The organism is Sinorhizobium sp. CCBAU 05631 (genome assembly GCF_002288505.1).
GTDB classification, from domain to species: Bacteria; Pseudomonadota; Alphaproteobacteria; order Rhizobiales; family Rhizobiaceae; genus Sinorhizobium; species Sinorhizobium fredii_C.
The window spans coordinates 3,539,074-3,561,636 of record NZ_CP023063.1 but is presented as its reverse complement, the minus strand read 5'-3'; the positions used below and the strand labels follow the sequence as shown (position 1 = coordinate 3,561,636).

At 63.7% G+C, this 22,563-nt stretch carries 20 protein-coding genes; 12 read left to right on the top strand and 8 right to left on the bottom strand.

What is annotated here, in order from left to right; all coding sequences use genetic code 11:
* Positions 1-10 precede the first annotated feature (10 nt).
* Both SS05631_RS17365 and SS05631_RS31955 read left to right on the top strand, forming a co-directional pair.
* Positions 11-1,165: an OpgC family protein gene (locus SS05631_RS17365; RefSeq protein WP_037418271.1), complete on the top strand. Its 1,155-nt coding sequence runs from the start codon at positions 11-13 to the stop codon at positions 1,163-1,165.
* A gap of 161 nt (positions 1,166-1,326) precedes the next feature.
* Positions 1,327-1,623, top strand: coding sequence for a nitrilase-related carbon-nitrogen hydrolase (locus SS05631_RS31955; protein WP_234819763.1), 297 nt, complete (start codon positions 1,327-1,329; stop codon positions 1,621-1,623).
* A 571-nt stretch (positions 1,624-2,194) separates the two neighbouring features.
* On the opposite strand, the gene SS05631_RS17355 is transcribed toward SS05631_RS31955, so the two are convergent.
* A complete protein-coding gene (locus tag SS05631_RS17355; RefSeq protein ID WP_037418268.1) occupies positions 2,195-3,952 on the bottom strand; it encodes a glucan ABC transporter ATP-binding protein/ permease in 1,758 nt (585 codons plus the stop codon).
* Positions 3,953-4,320: 368 nt separating this feature from the next.
* Here SS05631_RS17355 and SS05631_RS17350 point away from each other — a divergent pair, with 368 nt between their 5' ends.
* On the top strand, positions 4,321-5,061 hold the full coding sequence (locus SS05631_RS17350; protein ID WP_037390409.1) for an autoinducer binding domain-containing protein: 741 nt from the start codon (positions 4,321-4,323) through the stop codon (positions 5,059-5,061).
* 184 nt (positions 5,062-5,245) lie between these two features.
* Positions 5,246-8,701 (top strand): pyruvate carboxylase, encoded by a 3,456-nt coding sequence (gene pyc, locus SS05631_RS17345; protein ID WP_037418265.1) that lies wholly within the window; start codon positions 5,246-5,248, stop codon positions 8,699-8,701.
* Positions 8,702-9,030: 329 nt separating this feature from the next.
* Here pyc and SS05631_RS17340 read toward each other — a convergent pair whose 3' ends face one another.
* From SS05631_RS17340 to SS05631_RS17330, 3 genes are all read right to left on the bottom strand, one after another.
* Positions 9,031-9,792 carry an amino acid ABC transporter ATP-binding protein gene (locus SS05631_RS17340; RefSeq protein WP_037418262.1) on the bottom strand — a complete coding sequence of 254 codons (762 nt, stop codon included), beginning with the start codon at positions 9,790-9,792 and terminating at the stop codon, positions 9,031-9,033.
* The gene (locus SS05631_RS17335; protein ID WP_037418259.1) at positions 9,789-10,469 is read right to left on the bottom strand and encodes an ABC transporter permease subunit; all 681 of its coding nucleotides are present in this window, start codon (positions 10,467-10,469) and stop codon (positions 9,789-9,791) included. Before SS05631_RS17335 ends, SS05631_RS17340 begins: the two co-directional genes overlap by 4 nt.
* Before the next feature lie 105 nt (positions 10,470-10,574).
* Positions 10,575-11,348: an amino acid ABC transporter substrate-binding protein gene (locus tag SS05631_RS17330; protein ID WP_037418334.1), complete on the bottom strand. Its 774-nt coding sequence runs from the start codon at positions 11,346-11,348 to the stop codon at positions 10,575-10,577.
* Between the two features lie 270 nt (positions 11,349-11,618).
* On the opposite strand from SS05631_RS17330, the gene SS05631_RS17325 reads away from it, so the two are divergent.
* The 3 genes from SS05631_RS17325 to ispG all read left to right on the top strand — a co-directional run bounded on the left by SS05631_RS17325 (position 11,619) and on the right by ispG (position 15,301).
* Positions 11,619-12,401, top strand: a complete 783-nt coding sequence (locus tag SS05631_RS17325; RefSeq protein WP_037418256.1) for a DeoR/GlpR family DNA-binding transcription regulator — start codon at positions 11,619-11,621, stop codon at positions 12,399-12,401.
* 76 nt (positions 12,402-12,477) lie between these two features.
* Positions 12,478-13,671, top strand: coding sequence for an MFS transporter (locus SS05631_RS17320; protein WP_037418254.1), 1,194 nt, complete (start codon positions 12,478-12,480; stop codon positions 13,669-13,671).
* Positions 13,672-14,047: 376 nt separating this feature from the next.
* Positions 14,048-15,301 (top strand): flavodoxin-dependent (E)-4-hydroxy-3-methylbut-2-enyl-diphosphate synthase, encoded by a 1,254-nt coding sequence (ispG, locus tag SS05631_RS17315; protein ID WP_037418251.1) that lies wholly within the window; start codon positions 14,048-14,050, stop codon positions 15,299-15,301.
* A gap of 182 nt (positions 15,302-15,483) precedes the next feature.
* On the opposite strand, the gene hisC is transcribed toward ispG, so the two are convergent.
* Positions 15,484-16,539 (bottom strand): histidinol-phosphate transaminase, encoded by a 1,056-nt coding sequence (gene hisC, locus SS05631_RS17310; protein ID WP_037418249.1) that lies wholly within the window; start codon positions 16,537-16,539, stop codon positions 15,484-15,486.
* Between the two features lie 6 nt (positions 16,540-16,545).
* Complete coding sequence (locus SS05631_RS17305) at positions 16,546-17,460, bottom strand: polyprenyl synthetase family protein (RefSeq protein WP_037418246.1); 915 nt, start codon at positions 17,458-17,460, stop codon at positions 16,546-16,548.
* 150 nt (positions 17,461-17,610) lie between these two features.
* Between SS05631_RS17305 and mtgA the strand changes: the two genes are divergently transcribed.
* The 3 genes from mtgA (at position 17,611) to rpmF (ending at position 19,488) form a co-directional block, all read left to right on the top strand.
* The gene (gene mtgA / locus SS05631_RS17300; RefSeq protein WP_037418243.1) at positions 17,611-18,384 is read left to right on the top strand and encodes a monofunctional biosynthetic peptidoglycan transglycosylase; all 774 of its coding nucleotides are present in this window, start codon (positions 17,611-17,613) and stop codon (positions 18,382-18,384) included.
* A gap of 76 nt (positions 18,385-18,460) precedes the next feature.
* Positions 18,461-19,108, top strand: coding sequence for a glutathione S-transferase family protein (locus SS05631_RS17295; RefSeq protein WP_037418240.1), 648 nt, complete (start codon positions 18,461-18,463; stop codon positions 19,106-19,108).
* Between the two features lie 194 nt (positions 19,109-19,302).
* The gene (gene rpmF / locus SS05631_RS17290) at positions 19,303-19,488 is read left to right on the top strand and encodes a 50S ribosomal protein L32 (protein ID WP_026186748.1); all 186 of its coding nucleotides are present in this window, start codon (positions 19,303-19,305) and stop codon (positions 19,486-19,488) included.
* Positions 19,489-19,631: 143 nt separating this feature from the next.
* Here the strand turns inward: rpmF and phaR are convergent, their stop codons facing one another.
* Positions 19,632-20,210: a polyhydroxyalkanoate synthesis repressor PhaR gene (phaR, locus tag SS05631_RS17285; RefSeq protein WP_037390320.1), complete on the bottom strand. Its 579-nt coding sequence runs from the start codon at positions 20,208-20,210 to the stop codon at positions 19,632-19,634.
* The gene (locus SS05631_RS31085; protein ID WP_141471734.1) at positions 20,152-20,436 is read right to left on the bottom strand and encodes a hypothetical protein; all 285 of its coding nucleotides are present in this window, start codon (positions 20,434-20,436) and stop codon (positions 20,152-20,154) included. Before SS05631_RS31085 ends, phaR begins: the two co-directional genes overlap by 59 nt.
* Here SS05631_RS31085 and SS05631_RS17280 point away from each other — a divergent pair.
* Together SS05631_RS17280 and SS05631_RS17275 are read left to right on the top strand one after the other, a co-directional pair.
* Positions 20,435-21,616, top strand: coding sequence for an acetyl-CoA C-acetyltransferase (locus SS05631_RS17280; protein WP_037418236.1), 1,182 nt, complete (start codon positions 20,435-20,437; stop codon positions 21,614-21,616). The two genes, SS05631_RS31085 and SS05631_RS17280, sit on opposite strands and share 2 nt — an antisense overlap.
* A 108-nt stretch (positions 21,617-21,724) precedes the next feature.
* Positions 21,725-22,450, top strand: a complete 726-nt coding sequence (locus tag SS05631_RS17275; RefSeq protein ID WP_037418234.1) for a beta-ketoacyl-ACP reductase — start codon at positions 21,725-21,727, stop codon at positions 22,448-22,450.
* The last annotated feature ends 113 nt before the right edge of the window (positions 22,451-22,563 follow it).

The window sequence follows — 22,563 nt, the reverse complement described above, 5'->3', positions numbered from 1 at the left end:
TAAGAACCGCATGCTGCAAAAGACTTCTTGGGGCGGCATAGACCGGATCGGAACCGCCCCGGTCACGACAGGGCGCGACACACGCCTCGACGTGTTTAGAGCGCTCTGCCTGTTGACGATCTTCATCAACCACGTTCCGGGCCAGTATCTCGAATACCTCACCCACAAGAACATCGGCTTTTCCGACTCGGCAGAGGCCTTCGTGCTGATCTCCGGCCTTTCGGTCGGCGTCGCCTATGGCGGCCGGTTCGTGGCGGGCGCGCGGTTGGCGCTGACCCTGAAGGTGTGGCGGCGGGCGCTGACGCTCTATGTCGCGCATATCATGACGAGCGTGGTGACGCTGGCAATCTTCGCCGGCGGCGCCCTCTATTTCGGCCGCCAGGATCTGATCGGCGAGATCAACATCCGCCCGATCGTCGATCAGGCCGAGCAGGGTATCGTCGCCATGGTGCTGCTCGGCCACCAGCTCGGCTACAACAACATCCTGTCGATGTATGCGGTGCTGTTCCTGATGCTGCCCGGCGTGCTGTGGCTGAATGCCGTCAGCCCGCGATTGCTGTTCGGATTCTCGGCAACGCTTTGGCTGGCCGCCGGCTGCTTCAAGCTGGTGCCGTACAATTTCCTCGACGAGGGCTATTGGTTCCTCAATCCGTGGTCCTGGCAGTTCCTGTTCGTGATCGGGATCATCGCGATGACCCATGTGCGCCGCGGCGGCAGCCTGCCGCGCAGCTGGTGGCTGATTGCGCCTTCCGCAGCCTATCTGATGATATCGGCCGCCTGGGTGCTGTTTTCCTGGTGGAACATCGACCTTTCCTTCGGCCTGCCGGCGGTGCTCACCGGCTTCGACAAGACCTTCCTGTCGCTGACGCGGCTGCTGCACGTGCTGGCGCTTTCCTACCTTTTGGCGATCACTCCACTCGTCAGCCGCCTGACGCGGCTCGGCACCAATCATCCGCTGGTGATGATCGGGCGCAATTCCCTGGCGGTTTTCATCTTCGGAACGATCCTCGCCATGGCGGGGCAGGTGCTACTCTTCGTCACCGGCAAGAACCCGATCATCGGCTCCCTCTTCGTCGTCGCCGGTATCGGCCTGCACTTCGTCTATGCCTATTACCTCGACTGGCTGAAGGAGGTAGGGAGTACAAAGCCGCTGAGGGTGGCATAAGAGCGCACGGATTGGGTCGATTTGCATGAATTCGATGTGGCGTAAGATGCGTCCGAGGCTTCATCGATTAGCGGATGTGGAGGGCTCATTCCTTGAAAGTGCCCACAGCATAGACGCCGGCATCGGCGGCGATTTCGCAAAACGCAACTGCAATAGGCGAGATGATCAGGAGCGCGGCGCTTCAAGGCGCGCGGCTGATCAGCTTCTGCGAAGGCGCGCTGTCGGGCTACGGGAAGGCGCAAATAGGAAGTCCTGATCATTGGCGGGACTTCGATTGGGATCGACAGGAAACCGCGCTTCGGGGTATGGCCGAAGTCTGCAGGCAATTCCGCATCTTTGCTGTCGTCGGTGCTGCGCATCGGCTCTGCGGAACCTACCCGCCGCACAACGGCCTCTACGTGTTCGCGGACGATGGGAAGCTGCTGACGAGATACGATAAGAGATCTCTGCGAGCTTGACGGCTGGTATACGCTAGGACTGCAGCCGGTCACGTTCGAGGTCGATGGTTATCGTTCGGCTGCGCGGTGTGCATCGAGTCGCAATTACCGGAGATATTCGCCGAGTACGAGCGTCTTGGTGTCGATGCGGTTCTATTTTCCTCCTATGGCAGTTCCCCACATTTCCAAATCGCGCTGCAGGCGTATGCGGGGCTGAACTGCGTCTGGATAGCGGCCGCGACGCCAGCACAGGCTGCCCATGAGGGGCCGGTGGGATGATCGGCACCGGTGGGAGGTGGATCAGTCGAGGCTCGGACGCACTTGAGCCGAGCCTCGCGGTAGCAATGCTCGATCGGGCAGATCCAGCTTATGAAATCGCGCTTCAAAGAGCGCGCCCCTGGCGTGCCAAGGCAAGGCAGGGAGACATTTACCGGGAAAAGATGGTGGACGACCCGAGAAGCCTAGACAGGAGCGTCTATTAACCTCGCGCGGACGAGAAGCACATGCGCCTTCCGCGGCCATCGCATTGCCCCAAAAGGAAATGCCCCGAAACGGGTCCGGGGCATTCGTTTGTTCGCAGGCAAGATGGGCGTCACGCCGCCGTGAGGCTCTTGCGGACATCCTCGTCCGTCAGGATACCGCTTGCCCTGAGCAGCGCCGCGAAGCGGCCGTTGCTCTGGCTGAGTTCGCTGAAGCCGCCCATTTCGACGATCCGGCCCTGATCCATGAAGATTACCAGGTCGGCCTCGCGCACCGTCGACAGGCGGTGGGCGATGATGAAGGTGGTGCGGTCCTTGCGCAGCGCATCGATCGCCTCCTTGACGCGCGCCTCGGTTTCCACGTCGAGCGCGCTGGTCGCCTCGTCGAGCACCAGGATCGGCGCGTTCTTGAGGATGGCGCGGGCAATGGCGATCCGCTGGCGTTCGCCGCCGGAGAGCCGGTTGCCGCGCTCGCCGACCATCGTGTCGTAGCCGTTGAGGCGGCCTTCGATGAAGTCGCTCGCGGCGGCAGCCTCGGCGGCGGCCATCACTTCTTCCAGCGAAGCATCCTCGCGGCCGAGGCGGATGTTGTCGCCGATCGAGCGGTTCATCAGGCCGGCGTCCTGGAAGACGGTGGCGATCGAACGGCGCAGCGACTTGCGCGTCACCGTCGAGATATCGACGCCGTCGATCAGGATCTGGCCGTGCTTCGGCTCATGGACCCGCTGCAGCAGGTTGACGAGCGTTGTCTTGCCAGCACCGGTCGGGCCGACGATCGCGACCGTCTGGCCGGCCTTGGCCGTGAACGAGACGTTGCGCACGCCCTGAGCGGAGTTGGCGAAGTCGAAGGAGATGTCGCGGAACTCGACTTCGCCGACGACGCGGGTGAGTTCCTTGGCGCCGGCCGGTTCATCGCGTTCGCGGACCGAATCTTCGAGCTTGTAGAAGTCCTCGAGCTTGGCGCGCGCCTCGAAGATCTGCGTCACGAAGGCCTTCATCTGGTCGAGACGGCCGATCAGCAGGTTGGCGAAGCCGATGAAGGCGATGACCTCGCCGACGCCCAGTTCGCCGCGCTGCACCAGGACGGTGCCGATCACGAGGATCGCCATCATCGAGATGGTCGAGGCGACGCGGTGGAGTGCGCTCGCCAGTGCCCACCAGTCAAGCACCGGGAACTGCGCGGAGAGGAGCCGCTCGGTGAACTTCTTGAGTTCCCGCGTTTCCGCTTCGATACGGTTGTAGCTGTGAACCACGGAAACGTTGCTGATCGAGTCGGAGACGTGAGAGAAGACCGTATGATAATGGTTCTCGACCGAAGCCTGGCCATCCTTCGTGCGCTTCATCACGGCCTTGCTGATCAGCACATAGGCGGCGCCGAGCACGACGAGGACCATCGACAGGCGGAAGTCCATGGCAAAGGCGGTCGGCACCAGCAGTACGAGCGCCACCGCCGTCGCAAGGTGCTGGCGCATGAATTCGAGCCACAGGCCGAAGAGGGTCTCGCAGGCACGCAGCAGCGTGTGCAGCGCATTGGAGGTGCCGCGCTGGCTATGCCAGGAGAGCGGCATGGAGACGATTCGGCCGAAGGCTTCCGTCAGCAGCGTCGCCCGGCGGCCATGCGCAAGGCGGTCGGCCCCGCGGGAGACGAGCACGAAGGCGATCGTGTTGAAGACGCCGAAGCCGGCCCACATAAGCAGCATCGGCGCGACGTCTTTCTGCGTGGAGATCGCGTCGATGATACGGCCGAAGAGGATGGGTTCGGCGATCGTGATGACAGCCAGGACGATATTGGCGATGACGATCGCCCCGACACGAAATTTGTGGACAGCAAGATACTGAAGCGCTCTTGCATACACCTGGAATAAAGACACTGTCTCACCCCTTCTGGGCATCGGATTTTCTGCCGCAACAGTCCTGCGGCACTGCGTTGCGCCCTTGCCGATCAGCGCAGGATTGCCCTGGTAGACCGACAAAGCCGCGCGAGACGGCCCTTGAGAAAAACCTGCGGAAAACGCGGAGCGGGCAAATCAGACGGCTTGATCATCCGGTCCAAGGGAGGAATTGGTGGACGATCCATCGTTCGCAATCTCTTGCCACGACTCCGATTTTTTGCAGGTTTCGTACAGGACCGGGCGTGATAAGAAGAATTATCGCGGTTGCAACATGAATGGCTTCTGAACGGCGTGTTCATAGAAGAATTCGCAGGCGCTCGCTGTCCGTTCCGACCACAGGGTGTTCCATGAATATAACGTTGCTCGTACAGTTTCTGGCGCTTCTGGAGGAGATGAAGACGCGCGAGGAAATCCTGCCCGAGTTCGAACGGCTGCTCGACCGCTGCGGCTTCGATTTTTACGGCGTCGTGCGCCAGCCCAAGCCGCACGAGAACCCGCTGCGGTTGCTGCTCGCCGGCCGATGGCCGGAGGGTTGGCCGCAGATCTACATCCGCAAGAAATATGTCGTCATCGACCCGACGATCCGCTATCTCGGCCACGCCCAGCGCGGCTTCCGCTGGCGCGACACGCTCGTCGCCTTCCGCTCCGACCCGCACCGCAAACGCATGGAAAGCATGATGGTCGAGGCCCGCAATCACGGGCTTTTCGACGGCTACATCTTTCCCGTGCACGGCCGGCGCGGGTTGATGGGCAACCTGACCGTCGGCGGCCGGGTGGTCGATCTGAGCCCGGTGGAACTGAGCCTTTTCGACGCGATCGCCAAGCGGCTGTTCTGGAAACTGCTCGAGCTGACCGATCCGGAGATCATGGCGGAGCTCGTCTCGCGCGTCGAGGTGCAGATGACGCGGCGCGAAATGGAGGCGCTGAACTATCTCGCCGACGGCATGACCTCCAACGACATCGGCAAGGTGCTCGACATTTCGAGCCACACGGTCGACTGGTACATGAACGGCATCCAGGAAAAGCTGAAGGCGAAGAACCGCCATCACGCGGTTGCCATCGCCTTCCGGCTGGGGCTGATCTCCTAGCTTCTCAAGTAAAAATCGCCGCCCCAGACTCCTTCTGGAACTGTCCGTACGATCCGAAGCTCCGCCATGACCCAATGGGTTAGGCTTCGTGTCGCATCTGAAATTGCACTTCATTCCTTGACTCGCTAATAGTTCTTTTCGCGGGTGCAGCATTCCGCGTTTCCAAGTCTATGAGGAGTCCGACTTGTCCATTTCGAAGATCCTTGTTGCCAACCGTTCCGAAATCGCCATCCGCGTCTTCCGCGCGGCCAATGAGCTGGGGCTTAAAACGGTCGCGATATGGGCTGAGGAGGACAAGCTGGCACTGCACCGTTTCAAGGCGGACGAGAGCTATCAGGTCGGACGCGGCCCGCATCTTGCCCGCGACCTCGGGCCGATCGAGAGTTATCTGTCGATCGACGAGGTGATCCGCGTCGCCAAGTTGTCGGGCGCCGACGCCATCCATCCGGGCTACGGGCTCTTGTCGGAAAGCCCGGAATTCGCCGAGGCCTGTGCCGCAAACGGCATCACCTTCATCGGACCGAAGCCGGAGACGATGCGCCAGCTCGGCAACAAGGTGGCGGCCCGCAACCTGGCGATCTCGATCGGCGTGCCGGTCGTGCCGGCGACCGAGCCGCTGCCCGACGATCCCGACGAGATCAAGCGGCTTGCGGAGGAGATCGGCTATCCGGTGATGCTGAAGGCCTCCTGGGGCGGCGGCGGCCGCGGCATGCGGGCGATCCGCGATCCCAAGGACCTGATCCGCGAGGTGACCGAGGCCAAGCGCGAGGCCAAGGCCGCGTTCGGCAAGGACGAGGTCTATCTGGAAAAGCTGGTCGAGCGGGCCCGCCACGTCGAAAGCCAGATTCTCGGCGATACGCACGGCAATGTCGTGCATCTGTTCGAGCGCGACTGCTCGATCCAACGGCGCAACCAGAAGGTCGTCGAGCGCGCCCCGGCCCCCTACTTGAGCGAGGCGCAGCGCCAGGAACTCGCTGATTACTCGCTGAAGATCGCCGAGGCGACGAACTATATCGGCGCCGGCACGGTCGAGTATCTGATGGATGCCGACACCGGCAAATTCTACTTCATCGAGGTCAATCCGCGCATCCAGGTCGAGCACACGGTGACCGAGGTCGTCACCGGCATCGATATCGTCAAGGCGCAGATCCACATCCTCGACGGCTTTGCCATCGGCACGCCGGAATCGGGCGTGCCGAAGCAGCAAGACATCCGCCTCAACGGCCATGCGCTGCAGTGCCGCATCACCACGGAAGATCCGGAGCAGAACTTCATCCCGGACTATGGCCGCATCACCGCCTATCGCGGCGCCACCGGCTTCGGCATCCGCCTGGACGGCGGTACCGCCTATTCCGGCGCGGTGATCACCCGCTACTACGATCCGCTTTTGGAAAAGGTCACCGCCTGGGCGCCGAAGCCGGACGAGGCGATCCAGCGGATGAACCGGGCGCTCCGCGAATTCCGCATCCGCGGCGTCGCCACCAACCTGACCTTCCTGGAAGCCATCATCGGCCACCCGAAGTTCAAGGACAACAGCTACACGACGCGCTTCATCGACACGACGCCGGAGCTGTTCCAGCAGGTGAAGCGCCAGGATCGCGCCACCAAGCTTTTGACCTACCTCGCCGACGTCACCGTCAACGGCCATCCGGAGGCGAAGGGCCGGCCGAAGCCGAACGACGATATCGCCGCCCCGGTCGTGCCGTTCATCAATGGCGAGGCGAAGCCCGGCACCAAGCAGAAGCTCGACGCGCTCGGGCCGAAGAAATTCGCCGAATGGGTGAAGGCGCAGCCGCAGGTGCTGCTGACGGACACGACCATGCGCGACGGCCATCAGTCGGTCTTGGCGACGCGCATGCGCACCTATGACATCGCCCGGATCGCCGGCACTTATGCAAGGGCGCTGCCGAACCTGTTTTCGCTCGAATGCTGGGGCGGCGCCACCTTCGACGTGTCGATGCGCTTTCTGACCGAGGACCCGTGGGAGCGGCTGGCGATGGTGCGCGAGGGCGCGCCGAACCTGCTCCTGCAGATGCTGCTGCGCGGCGCCAACGGCGTCGGCTACAAGAACTATCCGGACAATGTCGTCAAATACTTCGTTCGCCAGGCGGCCAAGGGCGGCATCGACGTGTTCCGCGTCTTTGACTGCCTGAACTGGGTCGACAACATGCGCGTCTCGATGGATGCGGTCGCCGAGGAGAACAAGATCTGCGAGGCGGCGATCTGCTACACCGGCGACATTTTGAATTCCGCCCGGCCAAAATACGACCTCAAATACTATACCGATCTCGCGGCGGAGCTGGAGAAGGCCGGCGCCCATATCATCGCCGTCAAGGACATGGCCGGTCTCCTGAAGCCGGCCGCCGCCCGGGTGCTGTTCAAGGCACTGAAGGACGCGACCGACCTGCCGATCCACTTCCACACGCACGACACGTCCGGCATCGCCGCCGCGACGGTGCTGGCGGCGGTCGAGTCCGGCGCCGATATCGTCGATGCGGCGATGGATGCGCTTTCCGGCAACACCTCGCAGCCCTGCCTCGGCTCGATCGTCGAGGCGCTGTCGGGCTCCGAGCGCGACCCCGGGCTGAACCCGGAATGGATCCGCCGCATCTCGTTCTACTGGGAAGCGGTGCGCCACCAATATGCGGCCTTCGAGAGCGACCTCAAGGGGCCGGCCTCTGAAGTCTACCTGCACGAAATGCCCGGCGGCCAGTTCACCAATTTGAAGGAACAGGCCCGCTCGCTCGGCCTCGAGACCCGCTGGCACGAGGTGGCGCAGGCCTATGCCGACGCCAACCAGATGTTCGGCGACATCGTCAAGGTGACGCCGTCCTCGAAGGTGGTCGGTGACATGGCGCTGATGATGGTCTCCCAGGACCTGACGGTTGCCGACGTCGAGAACCCGGCGAAGGACATCGCCTTCCCGGATTCGGTCGTGTCGATGCTGAAGGGCGATCTCGGTCAGCCGCCGGGCGGCTGGCCGGAGGCGCTGCAGAAGAAGGCGCTGAAGGGCGAGGCGCCCTATACCGCGGTGCCGGGTTCGCTGCTGCCGCCGGCCGATCTCGACGCGGAACGCAAGACGATCGAGGAGAAGCTCGGCCGCAGCGTCGATGACTTCGAGTTCGCTTCCTACCTGATGTATCCGAAGGTCTTCACCGACTATGCGCAGGCCTGCGAGACCTATGGTCCGGTCAGCGTGCTGCCGACGCCCGCCTATTTCTACGGCATGGCGCCGGGCGAGGAGCTCTTCGCCGATATCGAGAAGGGCAAGACGCTGGTCATCCTCAACCAGGCGCAGGGCGAGATTGACGAGAAGGGCATGGTAAAGATGTTCTTCGAACTGAACGGCCAGCCGCGCTCGATCAAGGTGCCGGACCGCAACCGCGGCGCTTCCGCCGCCATCCGCCGCAAGGCCGAAGCCGGCAACGCCGCCCATCTCGGCGCGCCGATGCCGGGCGTCATCTCGACCGTCGCGGTTCACCCCGGCCAGCCGGTCAAGGCCGGCGACGTGCTGCTCTCCATCGAGGCGATGAAGATGGAGACGGCGCTGCACGCCGAGAAGGATGGCGTCGTTGCCGAGGTGCTGGTCCGGGCCGGCGATCAGATCGATGCCAAGGATCTGCTGGTGGTGTTTGGCTGATAGGGGCAACCCTTCAATACAAACGGCCGGAGTGATCCGGCCGTTTGTATTTGCTGTAAGGCGAAGGTGGCAACGGTCTGCAGCGGAGCCCAGCTTCCCCCGTCGTCATCCTCGGGCTTGACCCGAGGATCCATGCACGAGCTGCAACCTTCACGGAGCGGTCCACACGCAGGACCCTTGCGACTGGGTTCGGAACGCGATGGACCGGATGCTTGCGTGTGGATCCTCGGGTCAAGCCCGAGGATGACGGTGGAGAGGGGAGATGCCCTCCCTGCTAAGCGTGCGCGCAGCCGTGCCATGGGAAAGCCGTCGTCACGGCGAACATTCTCTCAGATATCATAGCTCATCGGCGCACTGAGCGAGGCGATGAACCTTTTCGTGCGCTCCCGCTCTGGCGTCGAAAAAATCTTGCGCGGCGGGCCGCTTTCGACGACGACGCCGGCGTCGAGGAAGACGACGTGATCGGCGACGCGGGAGGCGAGGCGGAGGTCGTGGGTGGCCATGATCATCGTCGTGCCTTCGCGCGCGAGGCGGCTGAGCACCTCCACCACCTCCTCCGCGAGTTCCGGATCGAGCGCCGAGGTCGGCTCATCGCAGAGGAGAACGCGCGGCGAGGGGGCGAGCGCCCGGGCGATTGCCACGCGCTGCTGCTGGCCGCCGGAGAGCGTCGCCGGCCAGGCGTCGGCCTTGTGGGCCATGCCGACCTTCTCGAGGAGTTCGAGCGCCCGGGTGCGGGCCCGGTCGGCCGGCCATTTGAGAACGGTGACGAGGCCTTCCATGACGTTGCCGAGGGCAGTCTGGTGCGGGAAGAGTTGGAAGTTCTGGAACACCATGCCGGTCTGTCGGCGCAGCCGCTGGATCGCCTGCCAGCCGACCTTGCGGCCGGGGGCGAAGTCAAGCCGCTCGTCGCCGAGGCGGATTGCGCCGCTGGTCGGGATTTCCAACAGGTTGACGCAGCGCAGAAGCGTGCTCTTGCCGCCGCCGGAGGGGCCTACCAAGGCTGTGACGGTTCCTTCCGCCAGGCTGACGCTGATGTCGTTCAGGACCGCGTTGGTGCCGAAGCGCTTTACGATGTGCGTGAGCTCGATCATGCGCGCGCCTCCAGGAAACCGCCATAGCGGGCGAAGCGTTTCTCCAGCTTCACCTGGAGAGCGGAAAGCACGGAACTCATCACAAGATAGATCAGCGCTGCCTCGATATAGAGGATCAGGGGTTCATAGGTCGTGGCGACGATGCGCTGCGCCGTCTGGAAGAGCTCCGGTACGGTGATCGCCGCGGCGAGCGAGGTGTCCTTGACCAGCGATATGAAGGTGTTCGACAGCGGCGGCACGGCAACGCGGCCCGCCTGCGGCAGAATTGTCCGGCGCATCGCCTGGCTCCAGCTCATCCCGATCGAATAGGCGGCTTCCCATTGCCCGCGCGGCACGGAGGAGATCACCGCACGAATGATCTCGGACGTGTAGGCGCCGATGTTCAGCGTGAAGCCGATCAGCGCCGCCGGAAAGGCGTCGAGCAATATGCCGAGGCTCGGCAGGCCGTAGAAGATGACGAAAAGCTGAACGAGCAGCGGCGTGCCGCGGATCACCCAGACATAGAAGCGCGCCACGGCGACGAGGGGCGCCGGTGCGAACAGCCTGACGATGGCGGTGACGAGGCCGAGCAGCAGCCCGAGAACGAAGGAGAGCAGGGTCAGCGGCACCGTGAAGATCAAGCCGGCCCAAAGCAGGGTCGGCAGCGATTCCGCCATGAGGTTCAGCCAGTTGGGCAAGGGGAAGCCTTTCAAGACGCGCGGATCCGCTCCGAGGCCGGAACGGATCGTAACTCATAGGGCGAGATCAGGAAAAGTGGGAAGCGCCTTTCCGCTCGCCGGCGCTTACTTGGACACGTCAGCGCCGAAATATTTCTGCGAGATTTTCTCGTAGGTGCCGTCGGCCTTGATTTCGTTGAGCGCCTTGTTGATGGCTTCGAGCAGCTCCGGTTCGCCCTTGCGGATGATGATGCCCGAATAGTCGGCATCGGCCTGCTCGGCAGCGACCTTCACGGGGGCGTCCGGCTTTTGCTTCTTGAAGTCGAGGAAGGATAGGCTGTCGTTGATGGTCGCGTCGGCGCGGCCGGTCAAGACGAGCTGGATCGACTGGTCGAAGCCGTCAGTGCCGACGAGCTCGGCGCCCGAGGCTTGCGCAAGCTTGCCGAAGTTGCTGGTCAGCGATTGGGCCGACTTCTTGCCCTTCAAGTCGGGGAAGTCCTTGATCTCCTCGTTGTCGGCCTTGACGATCAGCACCGCCTTGGAAGCGATATAGGGCTCGGAAAAGTCGTATTTCTTCTTGCGTTCCTCGGTAATGCCGACCTGATTGATGACGGTGTCGTAGCGGTTGGCGTCGAGGCCGGCGATCAGGCCGTCCCACTTGCCTTCGAGGAACTCGGCCTTGACGCCGAGGCGCTCGGCGACCGCCTGGCCGATCTCGACGTCAAAGCCAACGAGCGTGCCGTTCGCATCATGATAGGTGAAGGGGGCATAGGTGCCCTCGGTGCCGATCTTCAGCACGCCGGCCGATTTGATGTCGTCGAGATTCGACCCTGCCTCGGCCGGCGCAAAGGCGGCAAGTTGCAGCAGGGCGGCAGCGAAAAGTGTCGGAAGGAGCTTCATTGTCTTGTTTCCATCTTTGTTGTTCTCCGGCCCGTCATCCGGATTGCGGGCGAGACTCGCACAAAATCCAGGCCGCCAGAGCGCATAAAAGACCAATCCCCAGCCGGTTCGGTAGAATATTTTCTCAGGCGAACCGTCCGCCGCCGGAACGAACCCCATTAGAACCTTCAGGCGGCGTGCCTGTTCCCAATGATCCAAGGTTGAATCTGCACGGCAAGAGTGTTACTCACGTTTAAAGCGATTCATGCACGTTTATGCACGATTAGGAAAATGGCGATCGAACTGCTGCTCCGCGAAAGAAAATCCCTGATCCGGGAGCGCCTGAGAACCAATGGCCGCGTTCTGGCGGCGGATCTCGCGCGCGAACTCAACGTTTCCGACGACACGATTCGGCGCGACTTGCGCGAAATGGCCGCGGCTGGTCTTTGCGAGCGCGTCTATGGCGGCGCCCTGCCGATCGCTCCGGACGCAGGCTCGTTAAGCGAGCGAGCGGCGCTCGCTCCGGAACGCAAGGCGGTGCTGGCGCGGGCATCGGTCGGCTTCATAGAGCGCGGCATGACCGTGTTTGTCGATGCGGGCTCGACCAATCTGGCGATCGCCCGGGTGATCGCCCCGGACCTCACGGCGACGATCGTCACCAACACGCCGCTGATCGCCTCCGCCTTGATGGAAAAGCCGGGGCTCGACCTTATCCTGATCGGCGGACCCCTCGACCGTGCGGTCGGCGCGGCGGTCGGGGCGAGGGCACAGCGTGACGCCGCGTTGCTGCGGCCCGATCTCTGCCTTCTCGGGACATGCGGTGCCGACGCCGAGGCGGGGCTGACGGCCTTCCATTTCGAGGATGCGGAATTCAAGCGGCTGATCGCCTCGCGCAGCCGCTCGGTGCTTGCCGCCATCACGACGGACAAGCTCGGCACGGCCGCGCCGCATGCCGTGGTCGGTATCGACGCCGGTTCGACTCTCATCCTCGAGGCGGATGCACCGGAAGCCGAGATCGCCGCATTCACCGCGCGAGGGGCACGTGTCGTTCTTGCGGGCGAGCGCGCCGGATGAGCATCGCGGCACAGCCCGAACGGCAAACGTATCAGAATCAGTTTGAGCCGGCTTGTCCGGCAGCGGAAAGTTAACAATGGATCAGCGCACAGACACCGCCCCGAAGGTCGCAGTCCGACAGGGCTACATGTCGAAGAACCGGCTCGCCGTCTCCCTCCTGTTCCTGATGAACGGCTTCGTCACCGGCAGCTGGGCCCCGAAGATCCCCGAATTCAAGGATCGGCTCGGGATCGGCGAGAGTGTGCTCGGCCTCCTTATCCTCGTGTTCGGCATCGGCTCGCTGGTGCTGATGCCGATCGCCGGTGGCTACATTGCTCGCATCGGCTCGCAGAAGGTGGCCAAGGCCACGGCGATCATCCTCTCGCCCCTGCTGCTCGTGCTGACGCTGGTGCCGAACGTCTGGGCGGCGGCGCTCGGCATGTTCCTGCTCGGCGGCTTCGTCGGCGCCATGGACGTGGCGATGAATGCCAATGCCGTCGAGGTCGAGAAATCGATGCGCCGCGCCATCATGTCCTCCTGCCACGCCTATTGGAGCCTCGGCGGTCTGATCGGCGCCGGCATCGGCGGCTTCCTGATGGCCCGCGTCGGCGTCCTGCCGCATGCGATCGTGGTGACTTGCCTCTGCGCCGCGATCCTTGCTGCTGCCTGGCCGATGATCCTTGCAGATCAGCCGCATCCCGCGGCCGCCAAGGAGAAGCTCAGACTGCCGATGACGCCGCTGCCGTGGCTTGTCGGCCTGATGGCGCTGTTCTCCATGGTGCCGGAAGGGGCTGTGCTCGACTGGGGCGCCCTCTATCTCCGCAATGAACTCGGCGCCTCGGTCGAGCTATCGGGCTTCGGCTTTGCCGCCTTCTCGGCGACGATGGCGGCGATGCGTTTTGCAGGCGACCATGTGCGCGATCGCTTCGGGGCGACGACGACGCTGCGCGTCTGCACCGTCACTGCGCTGGTGGGAATGGTTCTGGCGGGGCTTGCGCCGAATGCGGCCTTAGCGGTTCTCGGTTTTGCCATCGCCGGCATCGGCATTTCCAACATGGTGCCGATCGCCTTTTCGGCCGGCGGCAACATGCCCGGCCTGCAGCCGGGCATCGGCCTCGCCGTCGCGACCACCATGGGCTATTCCGGCATGCTGTTCGCGCCGTCGCTGATCGGCTTCATTGCCGAGCACAGCGGTTTCGCGGTGATCTTCGCATCGCTCCCCGTTCTCTTCGTCGTCGTACTTCTCCTGGCGCACCACGCCGTTCATGCGGATCAAGGCGGGGAGCATTAGATCGCCGTTGCACGGAACGCGGCTGGCACAGGCGACTGCCCCTCAACCGGCCTGCCGGCCACGTTCTCCCGCAGGCGAGGCGAAGGTGACTCGCGGCTTGTTCCGAACTCCCTCGTCCGCTCGGCGTATGCTGTCGGCCGTGCTCTGCGGCGAAAGGGGAGCGAGGCTTGCGGCAGACCCCTTCTCCCCGCCTGCGGGGAGAAGGTCGCGGCAGCGGGATGAGGGGCGCTTCCCGCGCCGTCGGTCGCCGCCATCAATTCGCCGTCAGCGCATGATGTTGCCGTTGACAAGTACGCTTTCCTTCGCCACCTGAATGACGAAAGCCGGAGCGGTTTCCGTATCACGCTCCGCCCGCGGGATCCAAAAAGAGGCCTTCATGTCTTCTGCCTTCGATTTCGAGCCAAAGCCGCGCCGTGCCTCGGTCGCCGTCGATGTCGGCGGCGTCATCGTGGGCGGTGCCGCGCCGGTCGTCGTCCAGTCGATGACGAATACGGATACGGCCGATATTGACGCGACGGTCGCGCAGGTGGCGGCTCTTCACAAAGCGGGCTCGGAACTGGTGCGGATCACCGTCGACCGCGACGACAGTGCGGCCGCCGTGCCGAAGATCCGCGAGAGGCTGCTGCGGCTCGGCATGGACGTGCCGCTCGTCGGCGACTTCCACTATATCGGCCACAAGCTCCTGGCCGACCATCCGGCCTGCGCCGAGGCGCTCGCCAAATACCGCATCAATCCGGGCAATGTCGGCTTCAAGGACAAGAAGGACAAGCAGTTCGCCGAGATCATCGAGATGGCGATCCGCTACGACAAGCCCGTGCGCATCGGGGTGAACTGGGGCTCTCTCGACCAGGAACTGCTGACGCGGCTGATGGACGAGAACCAGGCCGCGGGCTCGCCGCTGACGGCGCAAGAGGTGACGCGCGAAACGATCGTGCAGTCGGCTCTCCTCTCGGCGGAATTGGCGGAAGAGCTCGGCCTTCCGCGCAACCGCATCATCCTCTCCGCCAAGGTCTCCGGCGTTCAGGACCTGATCGCCGTCTATGCGATGCTTGCCGCCCGCTCCGACCATGCACTGCATCTCGGGCTTACCGAGGCCGGCATGGGCACCAAGGGCATCGTCGCCTCCTCGGCCTCGCTCGGCATCCTGATGCAGCAGGGGATCGGCGACACGATCCGCATCTCGCTCACCCCCGAGCCCGGCGGCGACCGCACCCGCGAGGTACAGGTGGCGCAGGAGCTCCTGCAGGTGATGGGCTTCCGCCAGTTCATTCCCGTCGTCGCCGCCTGTCCCGGCTGCGGCCGCACCACCTCCACCGTCTTCCAGGAACTTGCCCAGAAGATCCAGGAGGACATCCGCGCCAGCATGCCAGTCTGGCGCGAGAAGTATCCGGGCGTCGAGGCGCTGAAGGTCGCCGTCATGGGCTGCATCGTCAATGGCCCCGGCGAGAGCAAGCATGCCGATATCGGCATTTCGCTGCCCGGCACCGGCGAGATGCCGGCCGCACCGGTCTTCATCGACGGCCAGAAGGCGATGACCTTGCGCGGCCCGAAGATCGCCGAGGACTTCCAGCTTCTCGTTGCCGACTATATCGAGAAACGCTTCGGCCACGGCCAGGCGGCGGCGGAGTAGCGCCGTTATCTGCCCCTCATCCGGCCTGCCGGCCACCTTCTCCCCGCAAGCGGGGCGAAGGGGACTTGCGGTGACGCTTCAACCCCCTCGCGCCGTTTGCGGGGGAGGGCTGGTCCTCGGGTTTAACCCGGGTTAAATCCGAGGAGAGGGGCGGCCGCACTCGCTCGAGACAGGCCGCGGCCTCAGAGAACCTCGTCGAGCGCCGCGACCAGTCTTGCGCATTCCTCGTCGGTGCCGATGGTGATCCGCAGGAAGTCCGCGATTCGCGGCTTGGCGAAATGGCGGACGATGACGGCGCGTTCGCGCAGCTTCGCGGCCAGCGTCTGTCCTTCATGGTCCGGATGACGGGCGAAGACGAAATTCGCCTGCGACGGCAGGACCTCGAAGCCGCGCCTTTCCAACTCATTGGTCAACCTCGCGCGCGTCGCGATGATCTTGCCGCGGGTTGCCTCGAACCATGCGTCGTCCTTGATCGCAGCCGTCGCACCGGCCTGGGCGGCGCGGCCAAGCGGGTAGGAATTGAAGCTGTCCTTTACGCGCTCGAGCGCCTCGATCAGCGCGCGCTGGCCGATGGCGAAACCGACACGCAGGCCGGCCAGGGCCCGCGACTTGGAAAAGGTCTGCACGACCAGCAGGTTGTCGTATTTCGGCACGAGGGCGATCGCCGATTCGCCGCCGAAGTCGATATAGGCCTCGTCGATCACCACCGGCTGGTCGGGGTGCTCCGCCACCAGTCTTTCGATCTCGGCAAGCGGTAGGCCGATGCCGGTCGGCGCGTTGGGATTGGGAAGGATGATCGCGCCTGAGGCGCGGCGATAGTCGGCAATGTCGATGCGGAAGGCCGCATTGAGCGGCACTTCGATCGCTTCGATGCCGAAGAGCCCCGCATAGGTCGGATAGAAGCTGTAGGAAATGTCCGGATAGAGCAGCGGCTCGTCGTGCTTCAGCAGTGCGGCGAAGGCGTGCGCCAGCACCTCGTCGGACCCGTTGCCGACGAAGACCTCGCCGGCCGAGACGCCATAGCGTGCGGCGATCGCCTCCCTCGGGCCCAGTGCGACCGGATCCGGATAGAGCCGGAGATCGGCGCTTGCCGCCGTCCGGATCGCCTCGAGCGCCTGCTCCGAGGGCCCGTAGGGGCTCTCATTGGTGTTGAGCTTGACGAGGTTTGCGATGCGCGGCTGCTCGCCCGGAACATAGGGCTTCAGCGTCGAAACGATCGGCGACCAGAATTTGCTCATTTTAGTTCAGTTCCTCCGGTTCGCGATGAAACGGGCGGTTTCGACGAGAACGGCCGAACGGCTGCCGTAGGGCGCCAGCAGTTCTTCCGCCTCGACCACCAGTCTTTCAAGCTCTCGTTCGGCCCAGGACTGGCCGTGTAGGGCGACGAGCGTGCCCTTGCCGCGGGCGGCGTCCTTGCCGGTGGCCTTGCCCATGGCCTCGGCGTCGGCGGTGAGGTCGAGAAGGTCGTCGGCAAGCTGGAAGGCAAGGCCGATCTTCTCACCGAAGGCGCGCAGGCTTCTGCGATCCTCGGCCGCGGCGTCGGCAATGATCGCCCCCGCCTCGCAGGCGAAGCGGAGGAGGGCGCCGGTCTTCATCGCCTGCAGCGTGACGATCCCCGCCTCGTCGGGGGCATCCTTCTCGGCGGCGAGGTCGAGCGCCTGGCCGCCCGCCATACCGCCATGGCCGGCGGCGCGCGCCAACGCAAGCACAAGCGCCGTCTTCTGGCGGTCGGCAAGCGGCGTTTCCGGTGCCGCGATGATGTCGAAGGCAAAGGTCAGGAGACTGTCGCCGGCAAGGATCGCCGTTGCTTCGTCGAAGGCAATGTGCACGGTCGGCTGACCGCGCCTCATATCGTCGTCGTCCATCGGCGGCAGATCGTCATGGACGAGCGAATAGCAATGCACGCATTCGAGCGCCGCACCGATTTTGATCGCTGCCTCGGCGCTGCCGCCGAGAAGGGCGGTGCTTTCGGTGACGAGGAACGGGCGCAGCCGCTTGCCGCCGTTGAGCACGCCGTGGCGCATGGCCTCGAGCAGCCGTGGCGGGCGGGCAATTTCGTCCGTCTGGGCGGCAGGTCCGAGGAGTCTGGAAAGCTGGCTCTCCACCGCCAGCGCCGCGGCCTTGAGGCGCTGCGCAAAAAATGTTGTCTCGTCTTGCATGAGAGGCTCTTTGGCACGGGGAAGAGCGGCTTTCAACGGACTTTGTAGTCGCAGTTCCCGCGTTTTGTTCGGGATGAGTGCACAGCCGCCCTTGTCTTTCTCGGAGAAAGGCCGTTCAACTTTCGCGTTTCATGAAATAAGAGTGGGGGAATGGACAGAGGGGTAGACAGTCAGGCGGTGGACATCGTTCCGGAAGAACGCGAGGAGGGCGAGTTGTCCGCCGGCCGCTGGTCCACCTTGCGCCGCACCTGGCGAACGCGGCGCCGGCGTCTCGTTCTCGCGGCACTCTCCATTCTCCTGCTTCCCTACCTGCTTATCTTCGTCTACCTCGCCGATTTCATCCATCCTGTTTCCACATTGATGTTGCGCGACCTCGTGCTGCTGCGCGGCTATGACCGGCAGTGGGTGGAGTTCGACGATATCGCGCCGGTTCTCGTCCAGTCAGTGATGATGTCCGAGGACGGCCAGTTCTGCGCTCACAACGGGGTCGACTGGACGCAGATGCGCGGCGTCGTCGAGGATGCGCTGGATGGCGAGCAGACCCGCGGCGCCAGCACCATTCCGATGCAGACGGTCAAAAACCTCTATCTCTGGAACGGCCGCTCCTTCATTCGCAAGGGCTTGGAACTGCCGCTCGCCGTCGTCGCCGATCTCGTCTGGAGCAAGCGGCGGATGATGGAAATCTACCTGAATGTCGCCGAGTGGGGCGACGGCATCTACGGCGTCGAAGCCGCCGCACGGCATCATTTCGGCGTTTCCGCCGCCAAGCTTTCGCGCCGCCAGGCCGCTCTCCTCGCCGTAGCGCTCCCCAATCCGATCGACCGCAATGCCGGCAAGCCGGGGCGGGGATTGAGGCGTCTCGCCTCGGTGATCGAGCGCCGCGCCGGCCGGTCCGGCGACTACATCACATGTCTTTATGATTGAGATGAAGGCAATTCATTGGTCCTGCCGCCGGTGATGTGGCAATCCTCTCGCCGAAATCAAATTCAGTGAGGGATCCATGGCCAAGCTCGTTCTTTATGTCGGCAACAAGAATTATTCGTCCTGGTCGCTTCGGCCATGGCTGGCGCTCGAAGGCTGCGGCATCCCCTTCGAAGACGTCGTCATTCCTTTCGACTTTCCGGCGGGAAACCCGAAATTTCACGAGATCTCGCCGACGGGGCGCGTGCCGGTGCTTCACCACGGCGATACGCGCGTCTGGGAATCGCTGGCGATCATCGAGTACGCGGCCGAGCTCTTCCCGGAAGCCGGCCTCTGGCCGGAGGACCGCGAGGACCGGGCGCGGGCGCGCAGCTATTCGATGGAGATGCTCTCCGGCTTCCGTGCGTTGCGCGGCGCCTGCCCGATGAACATCCGCCGGTCGGTGAAGGCGATCGAGCTTCCCGATGGGGTCATGGCGGATGTTGCGCGGATCGAAGCGATCTGGCGGGAAGCGATCGCCCGCTCCGGCGGACCGTTTCTCTTTGGCCGTTTCACCGCCGCCGACGCGATGTTTGCCCCCGTCGTCAACCGTTTGGAAGTGTACGAACTGACGATCGATCCGGGAACGCTCGCCTACATGGAAGCCGTCAAGTCGCACCCGGCCTTCCGCAAGTGGGAGGAGGCGGCCAAGGCAGAGCCGTGGATCGTGCCAGAGGACGAGGCTTGAAGCCGGAGCGGACGCGGACGGAGAACCGCTTCACACTTTTCCTCGACCCGCTCCCATTCGAAAATTTGCGCGCGGGGACTGGTCAAACCGTGGTCGGCCATGTATAAGCGCGCGAAATTTCCGAGATCGACATCTGTTTGACCCGGCCATTTTCGGCTGCTGAACAGTGTTTTGCCCGATAAGTGGAGAATGAAATGGCTGTACCGAAAAGAAAAACGAGCCCGTCCAAGCGTGGCATGCGCCGTTCCGCTGACGCCCTCAAGGCTCCGACCTACGTCGAAGACAAGAACTCCGGCGAACTGCGCCGTCCGCACCACATCGACCTGAAGACCGGCATGTATCGCGGCCGTCAGGTGCTGACGCCGAAGGAAAACGCATAAGCGTTTCCGCTGGCGGATGAAGTTCGAAGGGTCGGCTCTGCCGGCCCTTTTTTCGTCGCTGCGGTCGGGATCATCCTTGAGAACCCCTCCCGACCCCAGGGGAGGGTCGGGGAGGGAATCTTCGTTCGCGAGGAAATTGGACGTCAGCCCAAGTTGTCGAGCTTCGTTTGCAATGCGCGCAGTTGTTCCTTGAGCTCGTCGATGTCCTTCGCCTCGGCCTTCTTGCTTTCCTTGGCCGGAGGAGCGGCCATGAAGGGCGAGAACATCTGCATCGCCTGATGGAACATTTCGGTGTTGCGCTTGACCTGCTCCTCGACGAGCTGCAGCGGTACCTGCAGGTTCTTGCCGAGCGGCGTGTCGCCGAAAGCCTTGTTGATCTGCTCGCGCATTTGGGCCTGCTGTTCCGTGAAGGCCTGCATCGAATGTTCGAGGTAGCTCGGCACGACCATCTGCATCTGATCGCCGTAGAAGGAAATAAGCTGGCGCAGGAAGGAAATCGGCAGAAGCGTGTTGCCGGTCTTCGATTCCTGCTCGAAAATGATCTGCGTCAGCACGGAATGGGTGATGTCTTCGCCGGACTTGGCGTCCTGCACGATGAAGTCCTCGCCCCTCTTCACCATCACCGCCAGATCGTCGAGGGTTACATAGGTGCTCGTGCCGGTATTATAGAGCCGCCGGTTGGCGTATTTCTTGATAACGATCTGGCCTTCGTTCTTCGCCATCAGGGTCTCCTCTACCCATCATCCCGTCTTTATTGTGTTTTTTAAGAGTATCCGCAAAAGAGCGCCGCTGACAATCTCTTTGTGCGTTGCGGCGACGCAGGTGCAAAAGGTGATGAACGGCGCCGGCCGTGAAGCTTTTGTTGCAGAGCATCAAGGCGTTTGACTTGCGCTCCTGGCTTTGCCAGTCTGCTCGTCCAGGCAAAGGAAACAAGAGGAAACGTCCCATGAGCAATCCCTCCATCGTGATCGCCAGCGCCGCTCGCACCGCAGTCGGGTCCTTCAACGGCGCCTTCGGCAACACTCCCGCTCATGAACTGGGTGCAACGGTCATCAAGGCGGTCCTCGAACGGGCCGGAGTCGAGGCGGGCGAGGTCGACGAGGTGATCCTCGGCCAGGTGCTGCCGGCCGGCGAGGGGCAGAACCCGGCGCGTCAGGCGGCGATCAAGGCCGGTCTGCCGCAGGAAAAGACCGCCTGGGGCATGAACCAGCTCTGCGGCTCGGGCTTGCGCGCCGTCGCCCTCGGCATGCAGCAGATCGCCACCGGCGATGCGAACATCATCGTTGCCGGCGGCATGGAGTCGATGTCGATGGCGCCGCATTGCGCGCATTTGCGCGGCGGCGTCAAGATGGGCGACTACAAGATGATCGACACGATGATCAAGGACGGCCTGACCGACGCCTTCTACGGCTACCACATGGGCATCACCGCCGAGAACGTCGCGCGCAAGTGGCAGCTTACCCGCGAGGAGCAGGACGAATTCGCGCTTCGTTCGCAGAACAAGGCGGAAGCCGCACAGAAGGCCGGCCGGTTCGCCGACGAAATCGTTCCCTTCGTCGTCAAGACCCGTAAGGGCGACGTGACCGTCGACCAGGACGAATATATCCGCCATGGCGCCACGCTGGATTCGGTCGCCAAGCTCAGGCCCGCCTTCGACAAGGAAGGCACGGTAACCGCCGGCAATGCCTCCGGGCTCAATGACGGCGCGGCCGCGACGCTGCTGATGACCGAGGCGGAAGCCTCCAGGCGCGGCATTCAGCCGCTCGCCCGCATCGTCTCCTGGGCAACCGCCGGCGTCGATCCGCAGATCATGGGCACCGGCCCGATCCCGGCCTCCCGCAAGGCGCTCGAGAAGGCCGGCTGGGCGATCGGCGACGTCGAACTCGTCGAGGCCAACGAAGCCTTCGCGGCCCAGGCCTGCGCGGTCAACAAGGATCTCGGCTGGGATCCGTCGATCGTCAACGTCAACGGCGGCGCGATCGCCATCGGCCATCCGATCGGCGCGTCTGGCGCCCGGGTTCTGAACACGCTGCTCTTCGAGATGAAGCGGCGCGGCGTTTCCAAGGGCCTTGCGACCCTCTGCATCGGCGGCGGCATGGGCGTCGCCATGTGCGTCGAGCGCCTGTAGCAGTTCACGGCATGCAAGGGCATCCGCCCTGTTTGATCGAGCGTGCGGCCTGGAGCTCCGGGCCGCCGAAGGACAATTTTTGACAGTTAACCCAAGTGGGAGGCAAAGATGAGCAGGGTAGCATTGGTTACGGGTGGGTCCCGCGGTATCGGCGCTGCGATTTCGGTGGCACTGAAGGCGGCGGGCTACAAGGTGGCCGCCAACTATGCCGGAAATGACGAAAAGGCCCAGGCCTTCAAGCAGGAAACCGGCATTCCGGTCTATAAATGGGACGTCTCCAGCTATCAGGCCTGCGTTGACGGCATCGCCAAGGTGGAGGCGGATCTCGGGCCGGTCGACGTTCTCGTCAACAATGCCGGCATCACCCGCGACGCGATGTTTCACAAGATGACGCCGGAACAGTGGGGCGAAGTCATCAACACCAACCTCACCGGCCTCTTCAACATGACCCATCCCGTCTGGTCGGGCATGCGCGACCGCGGCTTCGGCCGCGTCATCAACATCTCGTCGATCAACGGCCAGAAGGGGCAGATGGGCCAGGCGAACTATTCCGCAGCCAAGGCCGGCGATCTCGGCTTTACCAAGGCGCTGGCGCAGGAGGGCGCGGCTAAGGGCGTGACCGTCAATGCGATATGCCCCGGCTATATCGGCACGGAGATGGTGCGCGCGGTACCGGAGAAGGTGCTGAACGAAAGGATCATCCCGCAGATCCCGGTCGGCCGCCTCGGCGAGCCTGACGAGATCGCCCGCTGCGTCGTGTTCCTGGCATCCGACGAGTCGGGCTTCATCACCGGCTCGACGATCTCGGCGAATGGCGGGCAGTATTTCGCCTGACACCCGCGGACTCTCGGCATCATGCGGCGCTCTTCGGGGCGCCGCTTTCCTTTTCCGTCCGTTGCCCGAGCTGCGGCGCGGCGTCGGGCGGGACCGGACTCGCGGCCGGTGAT

Excerpts from the sequence above, each read along its gene's own strand:
- SS05631_RS17365 (WP_037418271.1), top strand. The coding sequence starts at position 11 with ATGCTGCAAAAGACTTCTTGGGGCGGCATAGACCGGATCGGAACCGCC.
- SS05631_RS31955 (WP_234819763.1), top strand. The coding sequence starts at position 1,327 with ATGATCAGGAGCGCGGCGCTTCAAGGCGCGCGGCTGATCAGCTTCTGC.
- SS05631_RS17350 (WP_037390409.1), top strand. The coding sequence starts at position 4,321 with ATGAATATAACGTTGCTCGTACAGTTTCTGGCGCTTCTGGAGGAGATG.
- SS05631_RS17340 (WP_037418262.1), bottom strand. The coding sequence starts at position 9,792 with ATGATCGAGCTCACGCACATCGTAAAGCGCTTCGGCACCAACGCGGTC.
- SS05631_RS17330 (WP_037418334.1), bottom strand. The coding sequence starts at position 11,348 with ATGAAGCTCCTTCCGACACTTTTCGCTGCCGCCCTGCTGCAACTTGCC.
- SS05631_RS17325 (WP_037418256.1), top strand. The coding sequence starts at position 11,619 with ATGGCGATCGAACTGCTGCTCCGCGAAAGAAAATCCCTGATCCGGGAG.
- SS05631_RS17320 (WP_037418254.1), top strand. The coding sequence starts at position 12,478 with ATGGATCAGCGCACAGACACCGCCCCGAAGGTCGCAGTCCGACAGGGC.
- ispG (WP_037418251.1), top strand. The coding sequence starts at position 14,048 with ATGTCTTCTGCCTTCGATTTCGAGCCAAAGCCGCGCCGTGCCTCGGTC.
- hisC (WP_037418249.1), bottom strand. The coding sequence starts at position 16,539 with ATGAGCAAATTCTGGTCGCCGATCGTTTCGACGCTGAAGCCCTATGTT.
- SS05631_RS17305 (WP_037418246.1), bottom strand. The coding sequence starts at position 17,460 with ATGCAAGACGAGACAACATTTTTTGCGCAGCGCCTCAAGGCCGCGGCG.
- mtgA (WP_037418243.1), top strand. The coding sequence starts at position 17,611 with ATGGACAGAGGGGTAGACAGTCAGGCGGTGGACATCGTTCCGGAAGAA.
- SS05631_RS17295 (WP_037418240.1), top strand. The coding sequence starts at position 18,461 with ATGGCCAAGCTCGTTCTTTATGTCGGCAACAAGAATTATTCGTCCTGG.
- rpmF (WP_026186748.1), top strand. The coding sequence starts at position 19,303 with ATGGCTGTACCGAAAAGAAAAACGAGCCCGTCCAAGCGTGGCATGCGC.
- phaR (WP_037390320.1), bottom strand. The coding sequence starts at position 20,210 with ATGGCGAAGAACGAAGGCCAGATCGTTATCAAGAAATACGCCAACCGG.
- SS05631_RS17280 (WP_037418236.1), top strand. The coding sequence starts at position 20,435 with ATGAGCAATCCCTCCATCGTGATCGCCAGCGCCGCTCGCACCGCAGTC.
- SS05631_RS31085 (WP_141471734.1), bottom strand. The coding sequence starts at position 20,436 with ATGGGACGTTTCCTCTTGTTTCCTTTGCCTGGACGAGCAGACTGGCAA.
- SS05631_RS17275 (WP_037418234.1), top strand. The coding sequence starts at position 21,725 with ATGAGCAGGGTAGCATTGGTTACGGGTGGGTCCCGCGGTATCGGCGCT.